This window comes from Geopseudomonas sagittaria (assembly GCF_900115715.1).
GTDB classification, from domain to species: Bacteria; Pseudomonadota; Gammaproteobacteria; order Pseudomonadales; family Pseudomonadaceae; genus Geopseudomonas; species Geopseudomonas sagittaria.
On the sequence record NZ_FOXM01000001.1, the window covers coordinates 402743 to 425634 of the forward strand.

Below are 22892 nucleotides of genomic sequence, written 5' to 3' on the forward strand. Positions count from 1 at the left end.
ATGGCGCAACGAGCCCTGATCGTCGACGACGAACCCGACATCCGCGAACTGCTGGAAATCACCCTCGGCCGCATGAAGCTGGACACCCGCTGCGCGCGCAACGTCAAGGAAGCCCGCGAGTGGCTGGCCCGCGAGCCGTTCGACCTGTGCCTGACCGACATGCGCCTGCCCGATGGCACCGGCCAGGAACTGGTCCAGCTGATCCAGCAGCGCTATCCGCAAACCCCGGTGGCGATGATCACCGCCTACGGCAGCCTGGACACCGCGATCAACGCCCTCAAGGCCGGCGCCTTCGACTTCCTCACCAAGCCGGTCGACCTCGCCCGCCTGCGTGAACTGGTGGCCACCGCCCTGCGCCTGCGCAGCCCCGCCCAGCCCGGCGACGGCAGCGTCGACAGCCGCCTGCTCGGCGACTCGCCGCCGATGCGCCTGCTGCGCAAGCAGATCGCCAAGCTGTCGCGCAGCCAGGCGCCGGTGTACATCAGCGGCGAGTCTGGCAGCGGCAAGGAGCTGGTGGCGCGGCTGATCCACGAGCTCGGCCCGCGCAGCGAACAGCCGTTCGTGCCGGTCAACTGCGGCGCCATCCCCTCCGAGCTGATGGAAAGCGAGTTCTTCGGACACAAGAAGGGCAGCTTCACCGGCGCGGTGGAAGACAAACCCGGCCTGTTCAAGGCCGCCGACGGCGGCACCCTGTTCCTCGACGAGGTGGCCGACCTACCCCTGGCGATGCAGGTCAAACTGCTGCGCGCCATCCAGGAGAAGGCCGTGCGCGCGGTCGGCGGCCAGCAGGAAGTGGCGGTCGACGTGCGCATCCTCAGCGCCACCCACAAGGACCTCGCCGGCGAGGTCGCCGCCGGCCGCTTCCGCCAGGACCTCTACTACCGCCTCAACGTCATCGAGCTGGGCGTACCGCCGCTGCGCGAGCGCCGCGAGGACATCGCCCTGCTCGCCGAACGCAGCCTGCAGCGCCTGGCTGCCGAGTGCGGCCTGGACGCGGCGCAGCTCAGTGACGAGGCGCTGGAAAAACTGAAGAACTACCGCTTCCCCGGCAACGTGCGCGAACTGGAAAACATGCTCGAGCGCGCCTACACCCTGTGCGAGGACGACGTCATCCAGGCCAGCGACCTGCGCCTGGGCGACGCTCCCGCCCCCGGCAGCGGCGAAAGCGCTGGCGGCAACCTGACCCAGATTGACGACCTCGAGGACTTCCTCGAGAACATCGAGCGCCAGGCGATCATGCAGGCCCTCGAGGAAACCCGCTGGAACCGCACCGCCGCCGCCCAGCGCCTCGGCCTGTCGTTCCGCTCGATGCGCTACCGGCTGAAGAAGCTCGGCATCGATTGATGCCTGGCCTCAGAGCAGGCCGCCCCACCGCTCCCCGCCCCTGCCGATATGGCGGCCTGCACTCAGGCCGCCTGCACCTGCGTGCGCGTCCAGCAGCCAGCCGCAACCACACAACGCACCTTTTTAACCCACCAGCAAAGCCAAAATGGTGCGCGCGATTGGAATAAAAACCCGCCAGCACCCGCTCAAGACAGCGCTAATTTACAGAAAAGCACCAAAAAGATTCATCCAAGCGTCACTTTGCACTACCGTAAAGCACTCTTGACTGTTAAATTTCCCCGCCCGCCGCATACGGCAGACCTCATTCGTAGAAAACCTCCGAGGCATCCCCATGTCCCAGTCCCTTGACGCCTTCCTGTCCCAGCTCAAGCAGCGCGACCCCAACCAGCCGGAATTCCACCAGGCGGTCGAAGAAGTGGTACGCAGCCTGTGGCCGTTCCTGCAAAGCGAGCCGCGCTACCTGAAGGCCAACATCCTCGAGCGCATGGTCGAGCCGGAACGCGCCATCCTGTTCCGCGTACCGTGGGTCGACGATCAGGGCGTGGTCCGCGTCAACCGTGGCTACCGCGTACAGATGAGCAGCGCCATCGGCCCGTACAAGGGCGGCCTGCGCTTCCACCCGTCGGTCAACCTCGGCGTGCTGAAGTTCCTCGCCTTCGAGCAGGTGTTCAAGAACTCGCTGACCTCCCTGCCCATGGGCGGCGGCAAGGGCGGCTCCGACTTCGACCCGAAGGGCAAGAGCGACAACGAAGTGATGCGCTTCTGCCAGTCGTTCATGAGCGAGCTGTACCGCCACATCGGTGCCGACCTCGACGTACCGGCCGGTGACATCGGCGTCGGCGCCCGCGAAATCGGCTTCATGTACGGCCAGTACAAGCGCCTGGCCAACGAGTTCAGCTCGGTGCTGACCGGCAAGGGCATGAGCTACGGCGGCAGCCTGATCCGTCCGGAAGCCACCGGCTACGGTTGCGTGTACTTCGCCCAGGAAATGCTCAAGACCCGTCACGAAAGCTTCGATGGCAAGCGCGTGGCGATCTCCGGCTCGGGCAACGTGGCCCAGTACGCCGCACTCAAGGTCATGGAACTGGGCGGCAAGGTCATCTCCCTGTCCGACTCCGCCGGTACCGTGCTGATCGAGGCCGGCCTGAACCAGGAGCAGTTCGAGTACCTGATGGACCTGAAGAACGTCCGTCGCGGCCGCATCGAAGAGATGGCTGCCCACTTCGGCCTGCAGTACCTGGAAGGCCAGCGCCCGTGGGGCCTGGTGTGCGACATCGCCCTGCCGTGCGCCACCCAGAACGAACTGGACGCCGAAGACGCACGCACCCTGATGAAGAACGGCTGCATCTGCGTGGCCGAAGGCGCCAACATGCCGTCGACCCTGGCAGCCGTGGACCTGTTCGTCGAGGCCGGTATCCTCTACGCCCCGGGCAAGGCCTCCAACGCCGGCGGCGTGGCCGTGTCGGGTCTGGAAATGAGCCAGAACGCCATGCGTCTGCTGTGGACCGACGGCGAAGTGGATGCCAAGCTGCACAGCATCATGCAGAACATCCACCACGCCTGCGTCAGCTACGGCGAGGAGAATGGCCGCATCAACTACGTCAAGGGCGCCAACATCGCCGGCTTCGTCAAGGTTGCCGACGCCATGCTGGCCCAAGGCGTGGTCTAAGGCCCCCGCCTGGCGACACCGTCTGAGCAGTACAGAACAAGCCGGCCGCTGTGCCGGCTTTTCTTTGTCCGCGCTTTTTTATTCCAAAACAAAAAACTTACACACTCTATTAGATTGATTGGATCTATTTCAGCCACTGCGGATGATCTTGAATTGATAGCAGAAGCAAATCAGTCGAGTAATCAGTGGAATGAGTGCCAAGGCCGCGAGCAAGCCCCGTCTGTTGTGGTTCGACCTGAGCAGCGCGCAGAGCGCCGAGCAGTGCATCGAGCAATTGGCTCCGCCGTGTCAGGTCACCCTTGGCTATGGGCTCGGCAGCCTGCCCGCAGCGGACGAGAAGAACCCGCCGGACATGATCTGCGTGCAATTCGACCGTCCCGACAGCAGCGGTCTGAACCTGCTGCTGGAGATCAAGCGCCGCGCGCCCTCCATCCCGATCACCATGCTCACCGTGCAGCACTCCGAGGAACTGGCCGTCTGGGCGTTCCGCTCGGGCGTCTGGGAGTATCTGACGTTGCCCTTGTCCAGCGCCGAGCGCCAGCGCTACCTCAAATCCCTGCGCGACCTCCTCGACCTGCGCCGGCGCCCGCCAGGTAGCCAGCGCCTGCGCCCGGTACGTACCGAGCAACTGCCCGACTGCGTGCGCCTGAACCGCTCACAGCATAGCCACCAGCCGCTCTACGCCGCCCTGGCGCATATCGACAATCACTTCCGGGAGCGGATCGAAGAGAAGGAAATGGCCGACCTCTGCGCCATGACCGTGGTGCGCTTCAGCCGCCTGTTCAAGCAGAACTGCGGCATCGGCTTTCAGGAATACGTGATGCGCAAGCGCATGCAGGCCGCCGAAGAGCTGCTGCTCAACAGCGAGATCCCTGTCTCCAGCGTGGCCTACATGGTTGGTTTCAAGGATCCATCCTACTTCGCCCGCGCCTTCCGCCAGCACTTCGGCCACAGCCCGAGTGCCCTCCGGCAGGCTCAGCCAGCGGAAACGACAACAGCGCAAGTCGAGCGACTGGATGGCGGGTCAGCGGATCTGCTGCAGTAGTAGTAGTAGTAGTAGTAGTAGCAGAACGCCGACCCTCGGAGGTAGCACCCGTAGGGTGGGTTAGCCGCGCAGCGGCGTAACCCACCAACGCCCCCACCGACGATGCCGACAGCAGTGTCCATTGCCGACCTCGCGGCCGGTTGGTGGGTTACGGCCTGAGGCCTAACCCACCCTACGTGCTCGAAAAGCCTGGCTCCCGCTGAACCCTCAAGGCATCTCCACCTGCCGCGCTGCCGGCAGGCTGACACTGGAAACCACCGGCGCCAGCGGCACCTGCAACTCGCCCACACTGCCCCCCTCCTGGCGGATGCGGCGAATCTGCTGCACGCGCTTGAGGTTCTGCGAAGCCACTTCATAGTGGGCCGGCGACAGGTCGATGGCGCTGCGGAAGAAGCGTTCGGCATCTTCCAGCTTGCCCTCGATCAGGCAGATATAGCCGACATCGTTGCTGGCCTCGGCGCGCGGCTCGACCTGCTCGAAGGCCGACAGCGCCTCCTCGTATTGCCCCATGCGCGCCAGCAGCATCCCGTAGTTGCGCCACGCCGGTTTGTAGCTGGCATCAAAGCCCAATGCCTGCCGATACGCCGCGCGGGCGGCCGGCCAGTCGCCGGCCAGATAGTGCGAATAGCCCTGGCTGTTGGCGACCATGGCCGAACGCGGGCTGATCTGCATCGACAGTCGGTAGTACAGCTGCGCCCGCTCGAAGTCGTTGCCCAGGTCAGCCAGCACGCCGAGGCCGGTGTACACCCGCAGCGGCGATTTCTCGTCCACCATCAGCCGACTCAGGTCGGTCAGCTCGCCTGGCGGCACCACGTCACCAAAACGCTGCTGGTCCAAGCGCAGCGCACTGCCGAGCGTCTGCTGCGCCTGCGGATAACGGCGCTGACCGATCTCCAGCGTGCCGAGCTCGCTCAAAGCCTCGAGATTGGCCGGATCGTTCTTCAGCACATCGCGGAAGGCCAGCTCGGCCAGTTGACTGTTGCCCCGCTCGCGATGGATGCGCCCCACCCACACCAGCGCATCGTAACGCTTGGCATCCAGTTCGCTGGCGCGCAGGAACTGATACAACGCCTGATCGGTATCGCCGGCCGCATAGGCTGCGCTCGCCATGCGCATGGCCTGCTCCGCCGTGTCGGCCCCCTTCTGAACCTTGTAGAGCACCGAGCGGCCGCCGTCGTACAGCTCATTGCGGCTCTTGCCGACACTCTCCCCCGTGGTCTGGCAACCTGCCAGCGTGGCTGCAAGCGCTGCCAAAAGTGCGATCCTGCGCATATCACAATCTCCCGAATGCCTTGAGAACGCCGACGATCACCGGCCCGATGACGACCAGGAAGAAGCTCGGCCACAAGCAGAAGATTAGTGGAAAGATCAGTTTGGTACCGAGTTTTGCCGCTTGCTCTTCTGCGGCTTGGGTGCGCCGGTCGCGGAACTCCTCGGCATAGATGCGCAGGGTATCGGCCACGCTGGTACCGAAGCGGATGCTCTGCGCCAGCAGGCTGACCAGGCCGTTGATGTCCTCCAGCCCGGTGCGGTCGGCCAGATGGCGCAGCGCCTCGGTGCTGGAGATGCCGGCACGGATCTCGGCATTGACCAGCGCCAGCTCCTCGGCCAGTTCGCCATGGCTAACCGACAGCTCCTCGGCAACCCGCTCGATGGATTGAGGCAGCGCCAGACCGGACTCGACGCAGACCACCAACAGATCGAGGGCATCGGGAAAGGCGGCGCGCAGCGAGCGCATCCGCGCCTGCTTTCGTTTGTCCACATAGACAGCCGGCACAATCCAGCCCACCCCCGCCGCGCCTACCAATAATAGGATGGCCTGCAGGAACGAAGCCCCCTTGATGAACGGCAAGGCCAGCACGGCAATCCCAACCAGCACCAGCATCAGCAGCAGCCGCGCCGCCCAGTAGGCCTGGGCAGCCGAAGGCTGACGGTAACCGGCGTGCACCAGCAGGGTGCGGGTCGGTGAGTTGTGCCAATCCTGATTGCCGGCAAAACGCTCTCCCACCTGCTCTAGCATCAGTTGCAGGCTGCTGGGTGCCGCGCGTCCGGCACTGGAATGACCACGCTTGAGGACATTCAGCCTGCGCTGTACTGGGTTCTGCAACCCAACTACCAGCAATCCCAGGGTCACCAGCGCCAGCACCGCGCTCAGCCCCACCGCACCGACGAATAACACCCGTGCCAACTCAGGGTTGCCCACCACGCTGTCGAGCAAGCTCAGTAGATAGTCCATTTGCAGTCCCTCCCCACAGTCCGCCCAGGCTTCAGACCTCGATGCGGATGATCTTTTTGATCCAGAAAATCCCCAGCAGCATGGCAAAGAAGGACCCAGCGATCAGCTTGTGCCCAATCGGCTCCTTGAGCAGCATTGGCAGATAGTTTGGCGAGCTAACCATCAGCGCGATGGTCAACACGAACGGAATAGCGACCAGTACCCACGCAGACATGCGGCCCTCGGCCGAGAGCGTCTTGACCTTGCGCTGAAAGCGGAAGCGGCCGCGGATCAGCGAACTCAGGCGCTGGAGAATCTCGGTGAGGTTGCCGCCAGTTTCCCGGTGCAGCAGGATCGAGGTCACGAGCATCATCACCGTCATGCTCGGCATGCGCTCGAGCAGCCCCAACATGGCCCGGCGCACATCGTTGCCGTAGTTGATGTCGGCAAAGGTCAGACCGAACTCGTGGGCTACCACGCCCTTCTGCTCGTCGGCCACCAGGCGCAGAGTTTCGTTGAACGGATGCCCGGCCTTGAGGGCGCGGACCATGGAGTCCAACGCATCCGGTAGCTGCTCCTCGAACTCGGCGAAGCGTTTGCTACGGTCGCTGGAGATCTTCAGGATCGGCACCCAGAACAGCACAACCCCGGCTGCCAGTGCCGCCCACCACAGCGGAAACAACAGCCACACCAGCATGGCACCGCCTGCGGCCAGCGCCAGGCCAAGCAGGATCACCCGGTAGGCCCGCACCTCACGGCCACTCTGGTCGATCATCTCGGCCAGCTTTTCCATCCCTGGCAGCTGCTCCAGCGCTGCTTCCAGCGGCGACAGGCGTTTGAGGTACTTCTGACGCAGTATTGTCTGCATGTTCGGCACATCGCTGGCACGCTCGAGCACATGCAGTCGCTCGCGAATGCGCTTGCGCACCTTGCCCGCCTCGCCGAACACCGGCACCGCCAACCCCTGGCTGAGCAGGAAGACCGACAGGAAGATCATGCCAAGAAAGATCAGGATGAATTCCGTGGGGATCTGGCTCATGGCTATTGACCCTCCATCCACTCCGGTCGGAACAGGCTGAGCGGCAGATCGATGCCGCGCTTGGCCAGCACATCGCGGAACGCCGGCACCATGCCGGTGGGCTTGTAGTCGCCCAGCACCTCACCCTGCTCGCTGATGCCGCGGCGCTCGAAGGTGAAGATCTCGGTCATGGTGATGATCTCGCCTTCCATGCCGTTGATCTCCTGCACGCTGACCAACCGGCGCTTGCCGTCCTCCTGGCGCTCGAGCTGCACCACCACGTCGATGGCCGAGGCGATCTGCTGGCGCAGCGCCTTGATCGGGAAGGTCGCGCCGGTCATCGCTACCATGTTCTCGATACGCCCCAAGGCATCGCGCGGGGTATTGGCGTGGATGGTGGTCAGCGAACCGTCGTGGCCGGTGTTCATCGCCGCCAGCATGTCCAATGCCTCGGCACCGCGCACCTCACCGATGACAATGCGGTCGGGGCGCATACGCAGACTGTTGCGCACCAGCTCGCGCTGGTTCACCTCGCCACGACCCTCGATATTCGGTGGGCGGGTTTCCAGACGCACCACATGGGGCTGCTGGAGTTGTAGCTCGGCCGAGTCCTCGATGGTGACGATGCGCTCGTTGTGCGGAATGAAGCTGGACAGCACGTTAAGCATGGTGGTCTTACCGGTGCCAGTACCCCCGGACACCAGCACGTTCATCCGGCCGCGGACAATGGCTTTGAGCACCAGGGCAATCGCCGCCGTCAGGGTGCCGCGCTCGATCAGGCTCTCGGTATTGAGCAGGTCGACGGCGAAGCGGCGGATCGACATGCTCGGCCCGTCGATGGCCAGCGGCGGGATGATGGCGTTGACCCGCGAGCCGTCCTTGAGCCGTGCATCCACCAGCGGCGAGGACTCGTCGATACGCCGCCCCAGGGCGGAAACGATGCGGTCGATGATGTTGAGCAGATGGGCGTCGTCGCGAAAGTGCACATCGGTCCGCTGCAACTTACCGAAGCGTTCCACGTAGACCGACTTGGCCCCGTTGATGAGGATGTCCGACACCGTGCTGTCGGCCAGCAGCGGCTCCAGCGGGCCGAGACCGAGCACCTCGTCGGTGATCTGCTTGATGATCAGCTGGCGACTGGCCACGCTGATCGGCGCCGAGTGATCGTCCAGCAAGCGCAGGCAGATCTCGCGAATCTGCTTGGTTGCCTCGGCCGGCTCCAAGCTGTCCAGCAGCGACAGGTCCATGACCTTGAGCAACTGCTCGTAGACCTTCTCGCGCCACTCCACCTCCAGCGGGTTGAGCTGGGTGCGGGTGCTGTAGTTGTTCAGCGGCACGGCCTCTTCCCAGGCCATATGCTCGCGCTCGTGACTGGTGGTTTCGCTGGTGCTGGCAGTCACCGCCGCAGGTTTCTGCGGCGACTGGCGTAGACGATTGCGCAATTCATTGAGCATGGCTGGCTCCCCCGAACAGGCGACTCACCGCGCGCTTGAACAATCCGCCACGTTGGACTTCCGGGCTGCCCTGCAGATCCTCGGCGATCTGCTTGAGTGCCAGGGTAATGGCGGCGCGCGGTGCATGGATGGCCAGCGGCACGCCGGCGTTCTGGCTCTCGCTGACCACATTGAAATCGTTGGGCAACAGCAGCAGATCCGGGCAGCGCAAGGCCTCCTCGATATCCTTGAGACTGACCGCAGCGTTTTTGTTGTAACGATTGACCAGTACCTGCAGGCGGCTGGACTGGATACCCATGTCTTCACGCAGGATGCGCAGCAGACGATCGGCATCCTTGAGGTGGCTGATGCTCTGCTGTAAAACCACCAGCACTCTGTCGGCGTTCTCCAGCGTGGTGCCGGTGAGGTGGTCGATCTGCCGCGGCAGGTCCACCACCACCCAGTCGTAGGTGCTGCGTGCCAGGTGCAGCAGGGCCTCCAACTGCTCGGCATGGATATCCTGGGGCAGACACAGCTCACTGCTACGCCCGCCCAGCACATGCAGGTTGGTATCGTAATGGGTGCAGAAGCCGCGCAGCGCCAGGCTGTCCATCTCGCCGATCTGCTGCAGCACTTCGACGTGGCTGTGGCTCGGCTGCACATCGAGATAGTGCGCCACGCTGCCGAACTGCAGATCGAGGTCGATCAGCAGCACGCTGGCATGCTGGCTCAACTGCTGGGCCAGGTTGCAGGCCACCAGGGTCGCCCCGGAGCCTCCCTTGGCATTCATCACCGCCAGCAACTTGCCGTGGCCGCCGCTGCTGGAACGCTTTTCCTGAACCATGCGCAGCAGCGCAGCGGTCAACTCCTGCGGGTTGAGCGGTTCGGGGAGAAAGTCCCGCGCCCCGGCCTGCATGGCCAGACGCAGGCCCTCGGCCTGATCCAATGCACCGCACACCAGCAGCGCCGGGCGCTCGGCGGGCGGACGCTGCATCAAGGCAGCCAGCTCCTCGCGCCACATGGCGCTGACCCGCAACAGCAGCAGGTCGGGCACATGCTCGAGGCTGTGCAGCGGATCGCAGTGGCCATTGCTGACCAGTCGTGTCGTGACCTGCAGGCACGGTACATGCCGGCAGATCTCCTGCAGATCCTTGAGCGCCTGGGCATCCCGGCTGCTGATCAGCAATTTCAATCCCTGCCGCGATGAGTTATCCATCATCGCTAACGGCACTTCCTTTGAGTTCAGCATGGAGTGATCTCCGGAACGACGCCTTCCTCGGCATGCCTGCCGAGGCTTTCGCGGGGAATAGTCGACCTGAATGCCGGCAGGGTAATCGCCCTGTCGAATCCAGGAATAAATAACTCGAGGGGAATCAGCAACTCGAAGGGGAAATTGTCCACCCGTAGCTGCACATAGCGGATGGCACGAAAACCGTTGGCGCTAGTCAGGTCGTTCGGACTGCCAACGACAGCACCGTTCTCGTCCAGATAGATCAGGTTCAGATCGGCGGTTTCCAGGCTGCCAATCAGCGAGCTGGCGCCGGCGTTGTCGATGTCGTTGAAGATGGCCCGGCGCAGGATGCGCTCGTCGCGAATGTCACAGACCGCCGCCAGCCGGGCACCCCGCCGTACCACTTCATCCAGGGCATTGACGGTGAAGTACAGGCGGCCCATCTCCAGCACTCCGAACAACAGCACAAAGAGCAGCGAACCAATGATGGCGAACTCCACTACGTATACACCGCGCATGCGTTTCGCGTTCATCACAGCCCCCTCATCACGGTGGTTGCCACCAGCGGGAAGCTCAGCGGAATGGCGTCACCAAGCAGCGCCGGCAACCCCTCACCGATAACTGGCCGGAACATATAGCTAATGCGCACCTGCACATGCTCGGTGCCAACCGTGCTGACCTGTACGTCGACCGTGGTCAAACCGGGTACTACTTCATTGCCCGGCCGCGGCGCGGGCGCACCATAAACGGCGAGGTTCTTGGTGCGGGCCTCCAGTACAGGGCCGATTTCCACCTGTCCGAGATTGCTGTTCCAGGCCTTGCCGGCGAGGTAGCGCACTGCATCGCGGTTGGCCTGCAGCAGATTGTTGTAGTGGTAGAGCATGCGTCCGAACTCGGCGATGGCGAGCAGCAGCAACAGTAGCAGCGGCAGGGCAATGGCAAACTCGACCATGGCCACACCTCGCTGGCTCTGGCTGTGCTTGTCTGTACGACCTTGCATAATCACCTTCCCTTGCCAAGACAGGCTCGGCAGGCTTGCGTTCAACCACCGATCAGGAGTCGGTACTCGGCGTACTACTGTCGTCGACATAGGTTTTATACAGCTGGATGATCGCCGGACCGGTATCCTCGGTCGGCACCGGTCCTGCAACGCCATCGCCTTCGCATTCCTTGACGAACTGGCCGAACACTTGGGCCGAGACGCCCTGCTGGGCAACCGTCTGCAACATGAAGAAACACCCAAAATCCAGCACAGGCACATCGACCTGACCTCCCGACGCCCCATCGCAGTTGCCGATCACGATATTGAGCATGCGTCGCTCGTAGGCCCCTGCGCAGGAGCCGGACGCGGCACAGGCCGCGCTGTCCGTCTTCCAGTCATTGAGGTCGTACAGTGGAGTTCCGCCAGCCGACAGATCCCCACCGCTGGAGGTAACTGGCTGCCCTTGGTACTCCACCTGGGCCGGCGACGTGCTGTCGTTGTAGGTCATCTTCGGGTCGTTGAACTCGGTGACCCAGTCCGGCGGATAATCGGTAGCATTCATGCCCGGACCGTTGTACACGCCGAAGCGGGTATTCAGACCCTGGGCCACGGGGCCGACCGTATTGCCGGGCTCGGTGCCGACCTCGTCGCCCACCACGTTGCACTTCTCGATACCGCCAGCCAAGGCGGTGCGCAGGTCGTTGGCGCCGGAAGAGCCATCCAGGCGCAGCAGTTGGAAGTTACCCGGGCCGATGGCCGGCTCATTGCCAGCCGCGCTCTTGAGCACTTCCAGTTCGCCATATTCATACCCCCAGTAGGAGGCTCCGCCGTTTTCCGCAGGATCCTCTCCTGGGTCGCCGCAGACCATGATGGGTTCGATCTTGCAGGGGCTGGCCGAAGGGCTCGGCCCTGCGGTGGCAATGGCGGCCACCACCTTGTCGCCCACACCGCCAAAGACCTGGGCGACTCCCCACAGGAACCCCGTCAGGGGGTAGTTCGGCACCGATACGCGGACGTACCTAGCATCGGCCGGCCCCGGAAAGGAGAAGGGGCCGTAGACGCTGTTGGAAAGCGTAACCACGGTATAACCCGCAACCGCTGGCGCTGTTGCCCCAATCGCCTGGCCCAGCTCACCGTTACCCTCGGCCGCAGCATTGCGGGCCAAAGTATCCAATGCGGCATCGCGAGCCAGGGTAGAGGCATTGCCGCTGCCGAAAGACTGCTGCAACGTCTTGGCACCGCTCAGCGCAGCAGCATCCACGGCATTCTGCAGGCGTGTCTTGTTCAGCAGCATGTGGCCGCCATCCAAAGCCAAGGCTCCCATCAGCATTATGGCCACCAAGGCAATGACCACCAGCACTATTACGGCCCCCTGCTGCCTGACCGGCCAGTGCTGTTTGAGGTTTCGTTTCGTCAGGGGGCTCATACCGGGTTCCTCACGAGTAGTTATGTCAACGTCAATTGCCTATGTTGATTTGAATCGGCTGCGCTACCTGACCGGCATCACCGGTAACACCGCGATAGTTGTCCATCACCTGTTCGGTCAGCGGGCCATCGATGCCCGTTGACGAAACTTCCGTTCCCGGATTGGCAGCCAACTCCTTATCGGCAATTTGCTGGTAGGTGGTGGCATACACCGTGGACCCCAGGTCGCCGACCCGCCCCTCCTCGTAGGTCATGCACCCCGTCAGGGTGGTCAGCAACATCAGAGGAATCAGTGCTTTCATGGTCTGTGCTCCCTTCAGTCCAGATCGTGGCCGAAGCGGCCTTCGCTTACGCCCAGTGTCACCGGAATGTTGCGTCCCGGGCCGTTGCCCTTGGTCTTGCCGAGCAGATAGAAGTCCAGATCATTGGGCTCGACGAAGCGCTCGGTCGGCAGGCGTACCGCCTTGGCATCAATCGGTTTGGCCAAGTACGGTGTCACCATGATCACCAGCTCAGTTTCGCCGCTCTGGTACTGCTGGCTGCGGAACAGATGCCCCAGTACCGGCACATCGCCCAGACCGGGAAACTTGCTGACGAAGTCACGCGTGGTTTCGTTGATAAGGCCGGCGATAGCGATGGTCTGCCCGTTGCCAAGCTCCACGGTGGATTGCGCACTGCGCTTGGTGATTGACGGAATGACTTGGGCCACGCCCCCCCCCAGTATGCTATCCAGACCAGTATCCAGGGCCAGGGCATTGGCGTTGGAAAGTTCGCTGACCGAGACATTCAGGTTGAGGTTGATCCGCCCTGAGTCGAGCACCACCGGGAGGAATTTCACTCCCACACCAAACTCTTTGTACTCGATGGTGATGCCGTCATCCTCGGTGACTGGAACAGGGAACTCGCCACCGGAGATGAACTCTGCCTGCTGCCCAGTCAATGTGGTCAAGGTCGGCTCAGCCAATACCTTCGCTGAACCATTGTCTTTGGCCGCCTCCAGCACGACGTTGAACAGGAAGTTTTCGGAAAGGAACTGCCCAAGGATTCCCTTGCCATCACCGAACAGGGTCGTCGGGTTGAGGAAGCCATCCTCGTCGAAACCAAGACCTTGCCCATTATTGAAGCCCCCCGTCGACCAGCGACTAGAAGAGCCAAAGTCCAGGGCGTTGAAGCGCACGCTGAGGTTCTTGAACAGGCTGCGCTGCATTTCGGCCACCTTGACCTCGAGCATCACCTGCTGGCTGCCGCCGACGGTAAGCAGGTTGATCACCTCCAGCGATTTGGTCGGGGCTGCCTTGGCGGCTTCACCTTCCCCCTGAACGATGCTTTGGCTCTGTGCCGTATAGGTTTTGGCTACCTTGACCGCGGTATCCATCGCCGCCGCGCTGGACACCTGGCCACGCAGCACAAGCGCGCCCTGGGCGCTGAACACCGAGATTTTCTCGTTGGGCATCAGTTCGTGGAGCTTGCTCTTCAGCGCGCCGAGATCGTGCACAACCTCCAAATCGAGGCTGTCGATCAGCCTGCCCTGGCCATCCCACAGCAGCACGTTGGTGCTGCCCAGCGAACGGCCGAGCAGGTACAGCTCGCGCGGGCTGGTGACCAGCACATCGGCAATTTCCGGATTGCCGATGGAAACCTTGCGCACCGGCGCACTGGTGGTAAGTACTCGCGACTTGTAGATGGGTACTTCGACATTGGTGATGGCGCCACCCGGAAAGCCGGCGTCCACCGCGTTGGGCTCAGCGGCCTGCACCGCCAGCGACAGCAACAGCCAGGCGCCAACCGTGCACAGCGCGTGCGCCCCCAGCCTGTGGATCGTGTCCATGTCCTGCTCCTTAGTCTTTATCAACGCTTGCCTGCATTCTTCGGGCGCCACACCCCAGGCACCCTGCTGTCGAGCAACCCCGCTAACGCTGTACGTTCACCCGCTCCACCTCGGTGCCACGAATGATGGTGACCTGTCCCATGCCATCCCCACTGCTGCGGCGCACAATCACCCGCTTCGGCGCAGGCGGCGGCGCTACAGCCACCACCGGCTCAGGCTTGGCCTCGGGCTTCTTCTGCTCATCCAGCGGATTGCGCAAAGCCAGTTGCAGCTTTCCTTCGGTTTGCGCCTTGACCAGCACCTCGGCCTCTTCGGAGGTCATTTCCAGCGTCACAGCGCGCACCACCACCGGTTGGGTCTTATCGGTGCTGGCTGTCTGGTCCACCGCCAGCACGCGCAGATCCTCAAGAATGGTTTCCGACTTGGCCTCGTTGCTACCGCCTGAAGTCTTCTTGGTGGCCAGCACGTCCACCCGGTTGCCGGGCAGGAGGAAGCCGCCAACACCCACCACATCGTCAACCCGCACCGAGATTGCCCGCTTGTTGGGCGCAATCAGGGAGGCCAGGGTGCTGCCCCCCAGATGTTCGGCCAGCCGCGCCGCACGGAGGATGTCGCCCTGCAGCAGGGTGAAGGTGGCGATCCGGCCAGTGGCCTTCTCCACCGTGTCGAAGGCATCGCTGGGAGCCGAGCCCTTGGGCATGGCCACCAGTTTGACGTGCTGTGGCTCGACCATCTGGCCGAAGGGAATCTCCACCGCAGCCACTACCACGTTCTCCATGTTGGAGTCGGTGGTGATATTCATTCGAGCGGTCAGCCAGGTATTGGCCATCCAGGCTGCGCCAAGCCCGAGCAGTACCGACAGCGCGATCAACGACAATGTGCGAGAGCTCATGGTGTGTCTCCTTGCTCAGCGCCCCCGAGCCTGACGAAGTAGTTGTGCCAGGCCCATTCCAGCTCCTGTGGCGTCAGCGCACCGGAGCTCCCCTGATAACGCTGCCGGTCGCGTGCCATACCGAGCAGGTCGCGCGGGTGGCAGGGTGCCAGCGGCACCTTTTCCGGCTGGTGCAGCCCTTCGATCACGTAACGCAATAGCAGCGGATCGAAGGGGATGCCGAGTTTTTCAACTTCCTGGCGCCAGATCCGCTCGTACTCGTCGCGGTTCAGGTGGTCGAAATGCAGCTTGTAGCCAATGCGACGCAGGAAGGCCTCCTCTGCCAGTTCCAGCGGGTTGAGGTTGGTGGAAAACACCAGGATCAGGTCAAAAGGTAGTTCACAGTGGCGACCGCCGCCGAGGTTGAGAAAATCTTTTTTCTCCTCCATCGGCACAATCCAGCGGTTGAGCAGCTGGGCCGGCGCCATGCGCTGGCGACCCATATCGTCGATGATGAACATACCGTTGCTGGCCTTGAGCTGCAGCGGCGCCTGGTACTGGCGGGTATAGGGGTCGTAGCGGATATCCAGCTGATCCATGGTCAGCTCGCCGCCAGTGATCACCACCGGGCGCTTGCAGCGCAGCAGTCGGCGATCGTGCCCCTGGTCCAGGCGCAGGCTCGGACGGGGCAGATCGTCCACCCGTTCGTGCACCTGCGGATCGAAAACTTCGATGATCGCCTCGCCGATGGCGATGGCCTGGGGAATCCAGATCGCTTCGTCGAACAGGCGGATCAGCTTGCTGCTGATGTAGGTTTTGCCGGTGCCGGCAGGGCCGTAGATCATGATCGCCCGCCCGGAATTCAGCGCCGCGCCGAGTTGGTCAAGCAGGCCGTTGTGCAGCACCACCCCCTGGAAGGCGGCCTGCATGGCCTTAGCGTTGACACCGCCATGGTGGATGGTTTGCGCCAGGAGCAACTCCCGATAGCGCTCCACCGGATAGGGCGCTGGGCCGATATAGCCGCTGCGCGCCAGCGCATCGCGGGCTGCGCCGCGGCCACGCTCGGTAAGCCCGTACCGCAGACCACCGCCCACGCCGTTGTTCTGGCCGAGCACCTCGATCCGGCCATCCTTGCGCAGGAAGGCCAGCAACTCGTCTAGTACCGGTCCGGCCAGCGCCAGGCGCTCCATCAGTTTGGCCGTATCCAGGCTGCCGGCGTCATACAGATGTTTGCAGAGCAGATCGATCAACAGCGGCTCGGAAAGACCGGTTTCCGCCACCGTGCGTGGCTGTGTCACGTTGAAAGTATTGTTCTTACCGGGACCACTCAGCCCGGCCTCCTCGATCCTGGCAATCCCCGGCAAGTTCATGGCCTGCTCCCTGGTATTTATTGATTTTTTTACATGATCAGATCGGTGTCCAATACAGACTCAGCAAGGTTCCGGTTGCGATGGCGATGGCATAAGGGAATCGATGCCTGGAAGCATCGTCAATTCCCGGTGGAATATTGCTTCGCACAACAATCATGGCCAAGTATCGCGATCCAAATCTTCCAAGCTGCCCTTTATAAAGCAGATACAACACCCCCATCACCCCACCAGCAACCAAACTGTATGATGCAGCCCACGCAGCACTACCACCATCTAAAAAGCTACCAACCACAGCCATTAACTTGACATCTCCAGCAGACATTCCACCAAAAATGTAGAGCGGCAAAAACATAAAAAACCCGACTAGAAAGCCCTCCCCAGCTATCCGCAAGCCGAACCATCCAACCATAGCGAATTGTAAATAAACCCCTGCCAGCAGCCCCAGAAAGAGATAATAATTGGGGAGCCGGTGACTTACAAAGTCATAAATCACGGCCCCCAGAAGGAGCGCTGATACCATAATAATCAGCATCGCGCCTCACCATTTAAAGTTAATATCTAATTTATAGCCACCAAACACATAATTACAAATCAGCATGTAGTACCATTCACTGCCTTGTCCAAGCAATCGATTGCTGTAGAAACGCTCGTACCGAGGGCCACAAACGCAGCAACAGCTCCCAAGGTAATCAGCCCCCCTGCTACCGCATATTCAACAATAGTCAAACCCTCTTCATCCTTGATAAACTTGATCACTGCCTGCTTGATTGTTTGAAGTTCCATTTTTCCCTACCCCTTCAGTTCGTCAATTTGGTCACGGCAGTTCGTTTGCCGTGATTTGAAGTTAGTCGGGGCAACCGGGAGGGGTTAGGAGTTTTTTGCCAATCGCAGGTACTTTTTTGCGGTGCGGCGTGCCAGGCGGAGGAAACGCGACGCAGCCGGGTCAGGTGTAGGCCCCGTCTTTCTGCGGCAAGTGCTTGAATTGGGGCAGGAAAAAGCGGGACAGCGCATGGCTGGTGTCGATCCTGGGCTGGTGAAAGAGTGCGCCCGCCGCGGGCAATCCTGTGATGCTCATCACATTCTTTCGAGTGCTCCGCCTTGGGCGATACAGGGCGAAGGACTGCCAGAGCATCAAGAGCTTCGCCCCGAGGTCGGGCCTCCCACAAGGGCAGGCGTCGCGTACCGGCCAAGGCACTTGACCCTGCCCCCATGGCAAGCTCGATCATGGTCATCGATTGCCAACCTATCCCGATCCTGCGGAGAGACCGCCATGAACATCGGCCAAGCCGCCAGCCAGTCCGGCCTCAGCGCCAAGATGATCCGCCACTACGAAAGCATCGGCCTGCTGCAGCCGGCCGGACGCGGCGACAACGGTTATCGCCGCTATGCCGAGCAGGATCTGCATCGCCTGACCTTCATCAAGCGCGCCCGCGATCTGGGCTTCTCGCTGGAGGAGATCGGCCGGCTGCTGCAGCTGTGGCAGGATCGCCAACGCGCCAGTGCCGATGTGAAGGCGCTGGCGCTGCAACATATCGCCACGCTCGAGGGCAAGATCGCCGAGCTGGTCAGCCTGCGCGACACCCTCGGCGAACTGGTCGAGCACTGCCAGGGGGACGAGCGTCCGGACTGCCCGATCCTGAAAAGTCTGGAGTGCGGAGCCCATCGCGGCGCACGATGTGACTGAGCCATTGCCGGCGCAACGCCAGCATATAAAGGCCCTGCGAACCGACGGATGCCCGCCGGCTGCGGCATGTCGGCCGACGCAAAGCCCTCTTGCACATGTTAAGGTTGGCCCCTGTTCAGCTTTGCCGTGGAACCTGTCCATGCCGAATCCCATCGCCGGGCGTCAGCCGCGCCATCGTCTGCTCGGCAGCTGTGCGCTGTTGCTGACTCTGGTACAGCTCAGTGCCTGTGCCGAGCCCCCCGCCAACCGCATCGAGCTGGCGGCGCCCAAGGTCGCCACCGCGGCGCCTGCGCTGTCGCAGACCATCGCTGCGCCGGCTGCTCCCGTGGTGCAGTTGAGTTTCAGCGAATGGCGTGATGCCTTCCGCCGCGAGGCCCTGGCTGCCGGCATCCAGGCCGGCACCTTCGAGCGCGCCTTTGCCGGCGTGGTCCCCGATCCGGCGGTGATCCGCGCCGACCAGAGCCAGCCGGAGTTTGCCCGGCCGGTGTGGGAATACCTCGACAGTGCCGTTTCCGCCCTGCGCGTGCACCGCGGCCAGCGCCTGCTCGCCGAGCATGCCGCGACCCTGCACGCCATCGAGCAGCGCTATGGCGTGGATCGTCACACCCTGGTGGCGATCTGGGGCATGGAGAGCAACTTCGGCAGCAACATGGGCAACATGAACGTGATCCGCTCGCTGGCCACCCTCGCTCACGAGGGCCGCCGGCCGCAGTTCGCCCACGACCAACTGCTCGCCGCCCTGACGATCCTCGAGCAGGGCGACGTGCAGGCGCGCAACATGCTGGGCTCCTGGGCCGGGGCGATGGGCCAGACCCAGTTCATCCCGACCACCTACCAGAGCTACGCGGTCGACTTCGACGGCGACGGCCGCCGCGACATCTGGGAGTCCACGCCCGACGCGCTGGCCTCCACCGCCAACTACCTGAGCGCCTCCGGCTGGAAGAGCGGGCAGCGCTGGGGCATGGAAGTACGTCTGCCGAAGGACTTCGACTACGCACTGGCCGACCCGGATCAGCGCAAGTCGCTGGGCGAATGGCTGCGCCTCGGCGTGCGCCCGCAGCATCCTTACAACACCGTGCGCGACGACAGCCAGATGGCCGCGCTGCTGCTGCCGGCCGGGCATCGCGGCCCGGCGTTCCTGGTCATGGACAACTTCCGCAGCATCCTCAAGTACAACAACTCGACCGCCTACGCGCTGGCCATCAGCCTGCTCGGCGAGCGCTTCCACGGTGGCGGGCAGGTGCTGGCCAACTGGCCGCGCAACGAACGGCCGCTGTCGCGCAGCGAGCGCATCGAGCTGCAGGAGCGCCTGGTCCAGCGCGGCTTCGATCCGGGCGTGCCGGACGGCATCATCGGCGCCAACACCCGCCGCGCGGTACGCGCCAGCCAGCAGCAGCTCGGCTGGCCGGCCGATGGCCATCCGAGCTATCGCTTGCTGGAGCAGTTGCGCCAGCTGCCGTGAACGGCACGCAGCAACAAGAAGGGCGACCCGCGGGTCGCCCTTCTTGTTTACGGCCAGCGCCTCACACCTCAAGCACTTTGGCAGAAGGCCCGCCCCCGGGGCGATGCTCTTTGCCCCGGGCGGTCCTGCGGCCCGCATCGCCGCGAGGTCGCGCCTCCTACAGACGTGGGCTTTACCCCCTCACAACGCCCTGGGCGTGCGCTCGCACAACTTGACCAGCGCCGTCACCCACTGCGGATGGTCGTTGAGGCACGGCACCAGCACCAGCTCCTCGCCGCCGGCCTCGCGGAACTGCTCGCGGCCGCGGTCGCCGATTTCCTCGAGGGTTTCGATGCAGTCGGCGACGAAGGCCGGGCACATCACCAGCAGCTTCTTCACCCCGCGCCTGGCCAGCGCCTCGAGGGTCTCTTCGGTGTAGGGCTCGATCCACTTGGCGCGGCCCAGGCGCGACTGGAAGGACAGCGACCACTGGTCGTCGGTCAAGCCAGCCTGCTCGGCAAAGCCGCTGCTGGTGCGCAGGCACTGGGCGCGGTAGCAGCTGTCGAGCACCGTGCCGGTGGCATGCAGGCAGCAGTCTTCGGCCTTCAGGCAGTGCGCGCCGGTCGGGTCGCTCTTGTGCAGATGACGCTCGGGCAGGCCGTGGTAGCTGAGCAGCAGGTGGTCGAAGCCCTCCTGCAGATACGGCCGCGCACTCTCGGCCAGCGCCGCGAGGTATTCGGGCTGGTCGTAGAACGGCGGCAGCACGTCGATCGCGAAGGGCAGGTCGCGGGCACGCTGCACGCGCCGGGCCTCCTCCACCACGGTGGTCACCGTGCTGTCGGCGAACTGCGGGTACAGCGGCGCAAGAGTCACCCGGCTGACGCCGGACTTGGCCAGACGCTGCAGGACCGTGTCGATGGACGGCTCGCCGTAGCGCATCGCCAGTTCCACCGGCCCCCGGCTCCACTGCTCGGCGACCTTCTGCTGCAGGCGCTGGCTGAGCACCACCAGCGGCGAGCCGTCTTCCCACCAGATCGAACGATAGGCCTCGGCCGAGGCGGCCGGGCGCTTGATCAGGATCATCGCCACGATCAGCCGGCGCAGCGGCCAGGGCAGGTCGATGACGTAGGGGTCCATGAGGAACTGGTTGAGGTAGCGGCGCACGTCGGCCACTTCGGTGGAGGCTGGCGAGCCCAGGTTGACCAGCAGCAGCGCGTGATCGGTCATGCAATGTCCTTGTCAGTGACGACCCAGCAGATCGGCCAGCGCCGCCTCCAGGTCGGGAAAACGAAATTGGTAGCCGGCATCCAGGGTGCGTCGGGGCTGCAGGTGCTGGCCGCCGAGCAGCAGATCGGACATCTCGCCGAGCGCCAGGCGCAGCACGCAGGCCGGCGCCGGCAGCAGTGCCGGGCGGCGCAGCACGCGCCCCAGGGTACGGGCGAACTCGGCGTTGCGCACCGCATTCGGCGCGCAGGCATTATAGGGACCGCGGCATTCCTCGTGCTGCAGCAGGAAGTCGATCAGGTGGACCTCGTCCTCTATATGGATCCACGGCATCCACTGCCGGCCGCTGCCCATGCGTCCGCCGAGGCCGAGGCGGAACGGCGGCAGCAGGCGCGCCAGCATGCCGGCATCGCGCGCCAGCACCGGGGCGGTGCGCACCAGCACCACGCGGATGCCCAGCTCCTCGGCGCGCAGCGCGGCCTCCTCCCAGGCGAAGCACAGTTCGCTGGCGAAATCCTCGCTGCCCGCGGGGCTGTCCTCGTCGAGACGACGCTCGCCGCCGTCGCCGTACCAGCCCACCGCCGAGCCGGACACCAGCACCCGCGGCTTGAGCGGGCGGCTGGCCAGCCAGTCGACCAGCTGGCGGGTCAGATCGATGCGGCTGTCCCAGAGCAACTGGCGCCGCTTGGTGGTCCACGGCCGGTCGGCGATCGGCGCGCCGGCCAGGTTGACCACCGCGTCCAGCGCCTCGCCGGCCTCCAGCTCGTCGAGGCGGCCGATACCCCGCGCCCCGCTGCACAGCTTCGCCACCTTCTCGGGGCTGCGACTCCAGACCACCAGTTGATGTCCTTGCGCCGCCCACAGGCGACACAGCGCGCGGCCAATCAGGCCAGTGCCGCCGGTCAGCAGAATCCGCATCGAGGTATCTCCGGGTCGTTGGGCATGCGTCAGTTCACAGTCTGGTCCACACTGCAATTACCGGCCAGGCCAACGTGGCCTGTGAACAATCCGGGTTCATGGCTGGATTGGACCAGAAGATTCTGTACAATTCAATGATGATGTATAAGTTTGGTCCAAGGATTAGCCTGTAGTCTCAGCATTTGAGGTGACGTCATGAACACTCCCATCGCCATCATCGGCAGCGGCATGGCCGGCCTGTCGGCGGCTCACGCCCTCACGGCGGCGGGTCTCTGCGTCCAGCTGTTCGACAAGAGCCGCGGCAGCGGCGGACGCATGGCGAGCAAGCGCAGCGAAGTCGGCGATCTCGACCTGGGCGCGCAGTACTTCACCGCCCGCGACCGCCACTTCGTCGATATCGTGCAGCAGTGGCAGGAAAACGGCTGGCTGGCCGAGTGGAAGCCGGCGCTGTACCAGTCCCATGGCGGTCAGCTGAGCCTGTCGCCGGACACTCAGCTGCGCTTCATCGGCGTACCGCGCATGAGCGCGTTGACCCGCAACTTGCTCGGCGAGCTGCCGGCGACCTTCGCCTGCCGCATCACCGAGGTGTTTCGCGGCGAGCAGCACTGGCACCTGGTCGATGCCACCGGCCAGAGTCACGGTCCGTTCAGCAAGGTGATCGTCGCCGTGCCGGCGCCGCAGGCCGCCGCGCTGCTCTCCGCCGCGCCCAAGCTGGCCGCCAGCGTGGCCAGCGTGGCGATGGAGCCGGTATGGGCGGTGGCCCTGGGCTTCGACAAGGCGCTGGATACTCCGGTGGAAGGCTGCTTCGTGCAGGACAGCCCGCTGGACTGGCTGGCGCGCAACCGCAGCAAGCCCGGACGCGCCAGCCGCCCGGACACCTGGGTGCTGCACGCCACCAGCGCGTGGAGTCGCCAGCACATCGACCTGGCGCCCGAGGCGGTGATCGAGCAACTGCGCTGCGCCTTCGCCGAGCTGATCGGCTGCGCCGTGCCGGAAGCCGACTTCAGCCTGGCGCATCGCTGGCTGTATGCCCGCCCGGCGCATGCCCACCAGTGGAGCGCGCTGGCCGATGCCGACCTCGGCCTGTACGTGTGCGGCGACTGGTGCCTGAGCGGCCGGGTCGAGGGCGCCTGGCTGAGCGGCCAGGAGGCGGCCCGCCGCCTGCTCGAACACCGCGAACACAACTCCTGAGCC

23 protein-coding genes are annotated in these 22892 nt (G+C 63.9%); 6 read left to right on the plus strand and 17 right to left on the minus strand.

Going from position 1 to position 22892, the window contains the following annotated elements; genetic code table 11:
• From BM297_RS02030 to BM297_RS02040, 3 genes are all read left to right on the plus strand, one after another.
• Entirely contained in the window at positions 1-1344 is a 1344-nt protein-coding gene (locus tag BM297_RS02030; RefSeq protein ID WP_092427772.1) for a sigma-54-dependent transcriptional regulator, read from the plus strand.
• A 331-nt stretch (positions 1345-1675) separates the two neighbouring features.
• The gene (gene gdhA, locus BM297_RS02035) at positions 1676-3013 is read left to right on the plus strand and encodes an NADP-specific glutamate dehydrogenase (RefSeq protein WP_092427774.1); all 1338 of its coding nucleotides are present in this window, start codon (positions 1676-1678) and stop codon (positions 3011-3013) included.
• 190 nt (positions 3014-3203) lie between these two features.
• Positions 3204-4058: a response regulator transcription factor gene (locus tag BM297_RS02040; RefSeq protein ID WP_092427776.1), complete on the plus strand. Its 855-nt coding sequence runs from the start codon at positions 3204-3206 to the stop codon at positions 4056-4058.
• 207 nt (positions 4059-4265) lie between these two features.
• On the opposite strand, the gene BM297_RS02045 is transcribed toward BM297_RS02040, so the two are convergent.
• From BM297_RS02045 to BM297_RS22250, 15 genes are all read right to left on the minus strand, one after another.
• Positions 4266-5312 (minus strand): tetratricopeptide repeat protein, encoded by a 1047-nt coding sequence (locus BM297_RS02045; protein ID WP_245768178.1) that lies wholly within the window; start codon positions 5310-5312, stop codon positions 4266-4268.
• Between the two features lie 19 nt (positions 5313-5331).
• Entirely contained in the window at positions 5332-6294 is a 963-nt protein-coding gene (locus BM297_RS02050) for a type II secretion system F family protein (protein ID WP_092427780.1), read from the minus strand.
• Between the two features lie 31 nt (positions 6295-6325).
• On the minus strand, positions 6326-7312 hold the full coding sequence (locus tag BM297_RS02055) for a type II secretion system F family protein (protein ID WP_092427782.1): 987 nt from the start codon (positions 7310-7312) through the stop codon (positions 6326-6328).
• A gap of 2 nt (positions 7313-7314) precedes the next feature.
• The gene (locus BM297_RS02060; protein WP_092427784.1) at positions 7315-8745 is read right to left on the minus strand and encodes a TadA family conjugal transfer-associated ATPase; all 1431 of its coding nucleotides are present in this window, start codon (positions 8743-8745) and stop codon (positions 7315-7317) included.
• Positions 8735-9973 carry an AAA family ATPase gene (locus tag BM297_RS02065; RefSeq protein WP_092427786.1) on the minus strand — a complete coding sequence of 413 codons (1239 nt, stop codon included), beginning with the start codon at positions 9971-9973 and terminating at the stop codon, positions 8735-8737. The genes BM297_RS02060 and BM297_RS02065 overlap by 11 nt, the downstream gene beginning before the upstream one ends.
• Entirely contained in the window at positions 9967-10488 is a 522-nt protein-coding gene (locus BM297_RS02070) for a TadE/TadG family type IV pilus assembly protein (RefSeq protein ID WP_092427788.1), read from the minus strand. The genes BM297_RS02065 and BM297_RS02070 overlap by 7 nt, the downstream gene beginning before the upstream one ends.
• Positions 10488-10955 (minus strand): TadE/TadG family type IV pilus assembly protein, encoded by a 468-nt coding sequence (locus tag BM297_RS02075; RefSeq protein ID WP_092427790.1) that lies wholly within the window; start codon positions 10953-10955, stop codon positions 10488-10490. Before BM297_RS02075 ends, BM297_RS02070 begins: the two co-directional genes overlap by 1 nt.
• 52 nt (positions 10956-11007) lie before the next feature.
• Entirely contained in the window at positions 11008-12363 is a 1356-nt protein-coding gene (locus tag BM297_RS02080; protein WP_092427792.1) for a pilus assembly protein TadG-related protein, read from the minus strand.
• 31 nt (positions 12364-12394) lie between these two features.
• Positions 12395-12664 (minus strand): hypothetical protein, encoded by a 270-nt coding sequence (locus BM297_RS02085; RefSeq protein WP_092427794.1) that lies wholly within the window; start codon positions 12662-12664, stop codon positions 12395-12397.
• A 14-nt stretch (positions 12665-12678) separates the two neighbouring features.
• Entirely contained in the window at positions 12679-14190 is a 1512-nt protein-coding gene (locus BM297_RS02090) for a type II and III secretion system protein family protein (RefSeq protein ID WP_092427796.1), read from the minus strand.
• Between the two features lie 82 nt (positions 14191-14272).
• Positions 14273-15082, minus strand: a complete 810-nt coding sequence (gene cpaB / locus BM297_RS02095) for a Flp pilus assembly protein CpaB (protein WP_092427798.1) — start codon at positions 15080-15082, stop codon at positions 14273-14275.
• Positions 15079-16431 carry an AAA family ATPase gene (locus tag BM297_RS02100; protein ID WP_245768179.1) on the minus strand — a complete coding sequence of 451 codons (1353 nt, stop codon included), beginning with the start codon at positions 16429-16431 and terminating at the stop codon, positions 15079-15081. Before BM297_RS02100 ends, cpaB begins: the two co-directional genes overlap by 4 nt.
• Before the next feature lie 37 nt (positions 16432-16468).
• Positions 16469-16963: an A24 family peptidase gene (locus tag BM297_RS02105; RefSeq protein ID WP_092427800.1), complete on the minus strand. Its 495-nt coding sequence runs from the start codon at positions 16961-16963 to the stop codon at positions 16469-16471.
• Positions 16964-17022: 59 nt separating this feature from the next.
• Positions 17023-17214 carry a Flp family type IVb pilin gene (locus BM297_RS02110; protein WP_092427802.1) on the minus strand — a complete coding sequence of 64 codons (192 nt, stop codon included), beginning with the start codon at positions 17212-17214 and terminating at the stop codon, positions 17023-17025.
• Positions 17215-17374: 160 nt separating this feature from the next.
• Entirely contained in the window at positions 17375-17506 is a 132-nt protein-coding gene (locus tag BM297_RS22250) for a hypothetical protein (protein WP_281250231.1), read from the minus strand.
• Positions 17507-17701: 195 nt separating this feature from the next.
• On the opposite strand from BM297_RS22250, the gene cueR reads away from it, so the two are divergent.
• A complete protein-coding gene (gene cueR / locus BM297_RS02115; protein ID WP_092427804.1) occupies positions 17702-18115 on the plus strand; it encodes a Cu(I)-responsive transcriptional regulator in 414 nt (137 codons plus the stop codon).
• Positions 18116-18254: 139 nt separating this feature from the next.
• The gene (locus BM297_RS02120; protein ID WP_092427806.1) at positions 18255-19577 is read left to right on the plus strand and encodes a lytic murein transglycosylase; all 1323 of its coding nucleotides are present in this window, start codon (positions 18255-18257) and stop codon (positions 19575-19577) included.
• A gap of 180 nt (positions 19578-19757) precedes the next feature.
• On the opposite strand, the gene hemH is transcribed toward BM297_RS02120, so the two are convergent.
• A complete protein-coding gene (gene hemH / locus BM297_RS02125) occupies positions 19758-20783 on the minus strand; it encodes a ferrochelatase (protein WP_092427808.1) in 1026 nt (341 codons plus the stop codon).
• Between the two features lie 12 nt (positions 20784-20795).
• The gene (locus tag BM297_RS02130) at positions 20796-21698 is read right to left on the minus strand and encodes a TIGR01777 family oxidoreductase (RefSeq protein ID WP_092427810.1); all 903 of its coding nucleotides are present in this window, start codon (positions 21696-21698) and stop codon (positions 20796-20798) included.
• A gap of 195 nt (positions 21699-21893) precedes the next feature.
• Here BM297_RS02130 and BM297_RS02135 point away from each other — a divergent pair, with 195 nt between their 5' ends.
• Entirely contained in the window at positions 21894-22889 is a 996-nt protein-coding gene (locus BM297_RS02135) for an NAD(P)/FAD-dependent oxidoreductase (protein WP_092427812.1), read from the plus strand.
• The last annotated feature ends 3 nt before the right edge of the window (positions 22890-22892 follow it).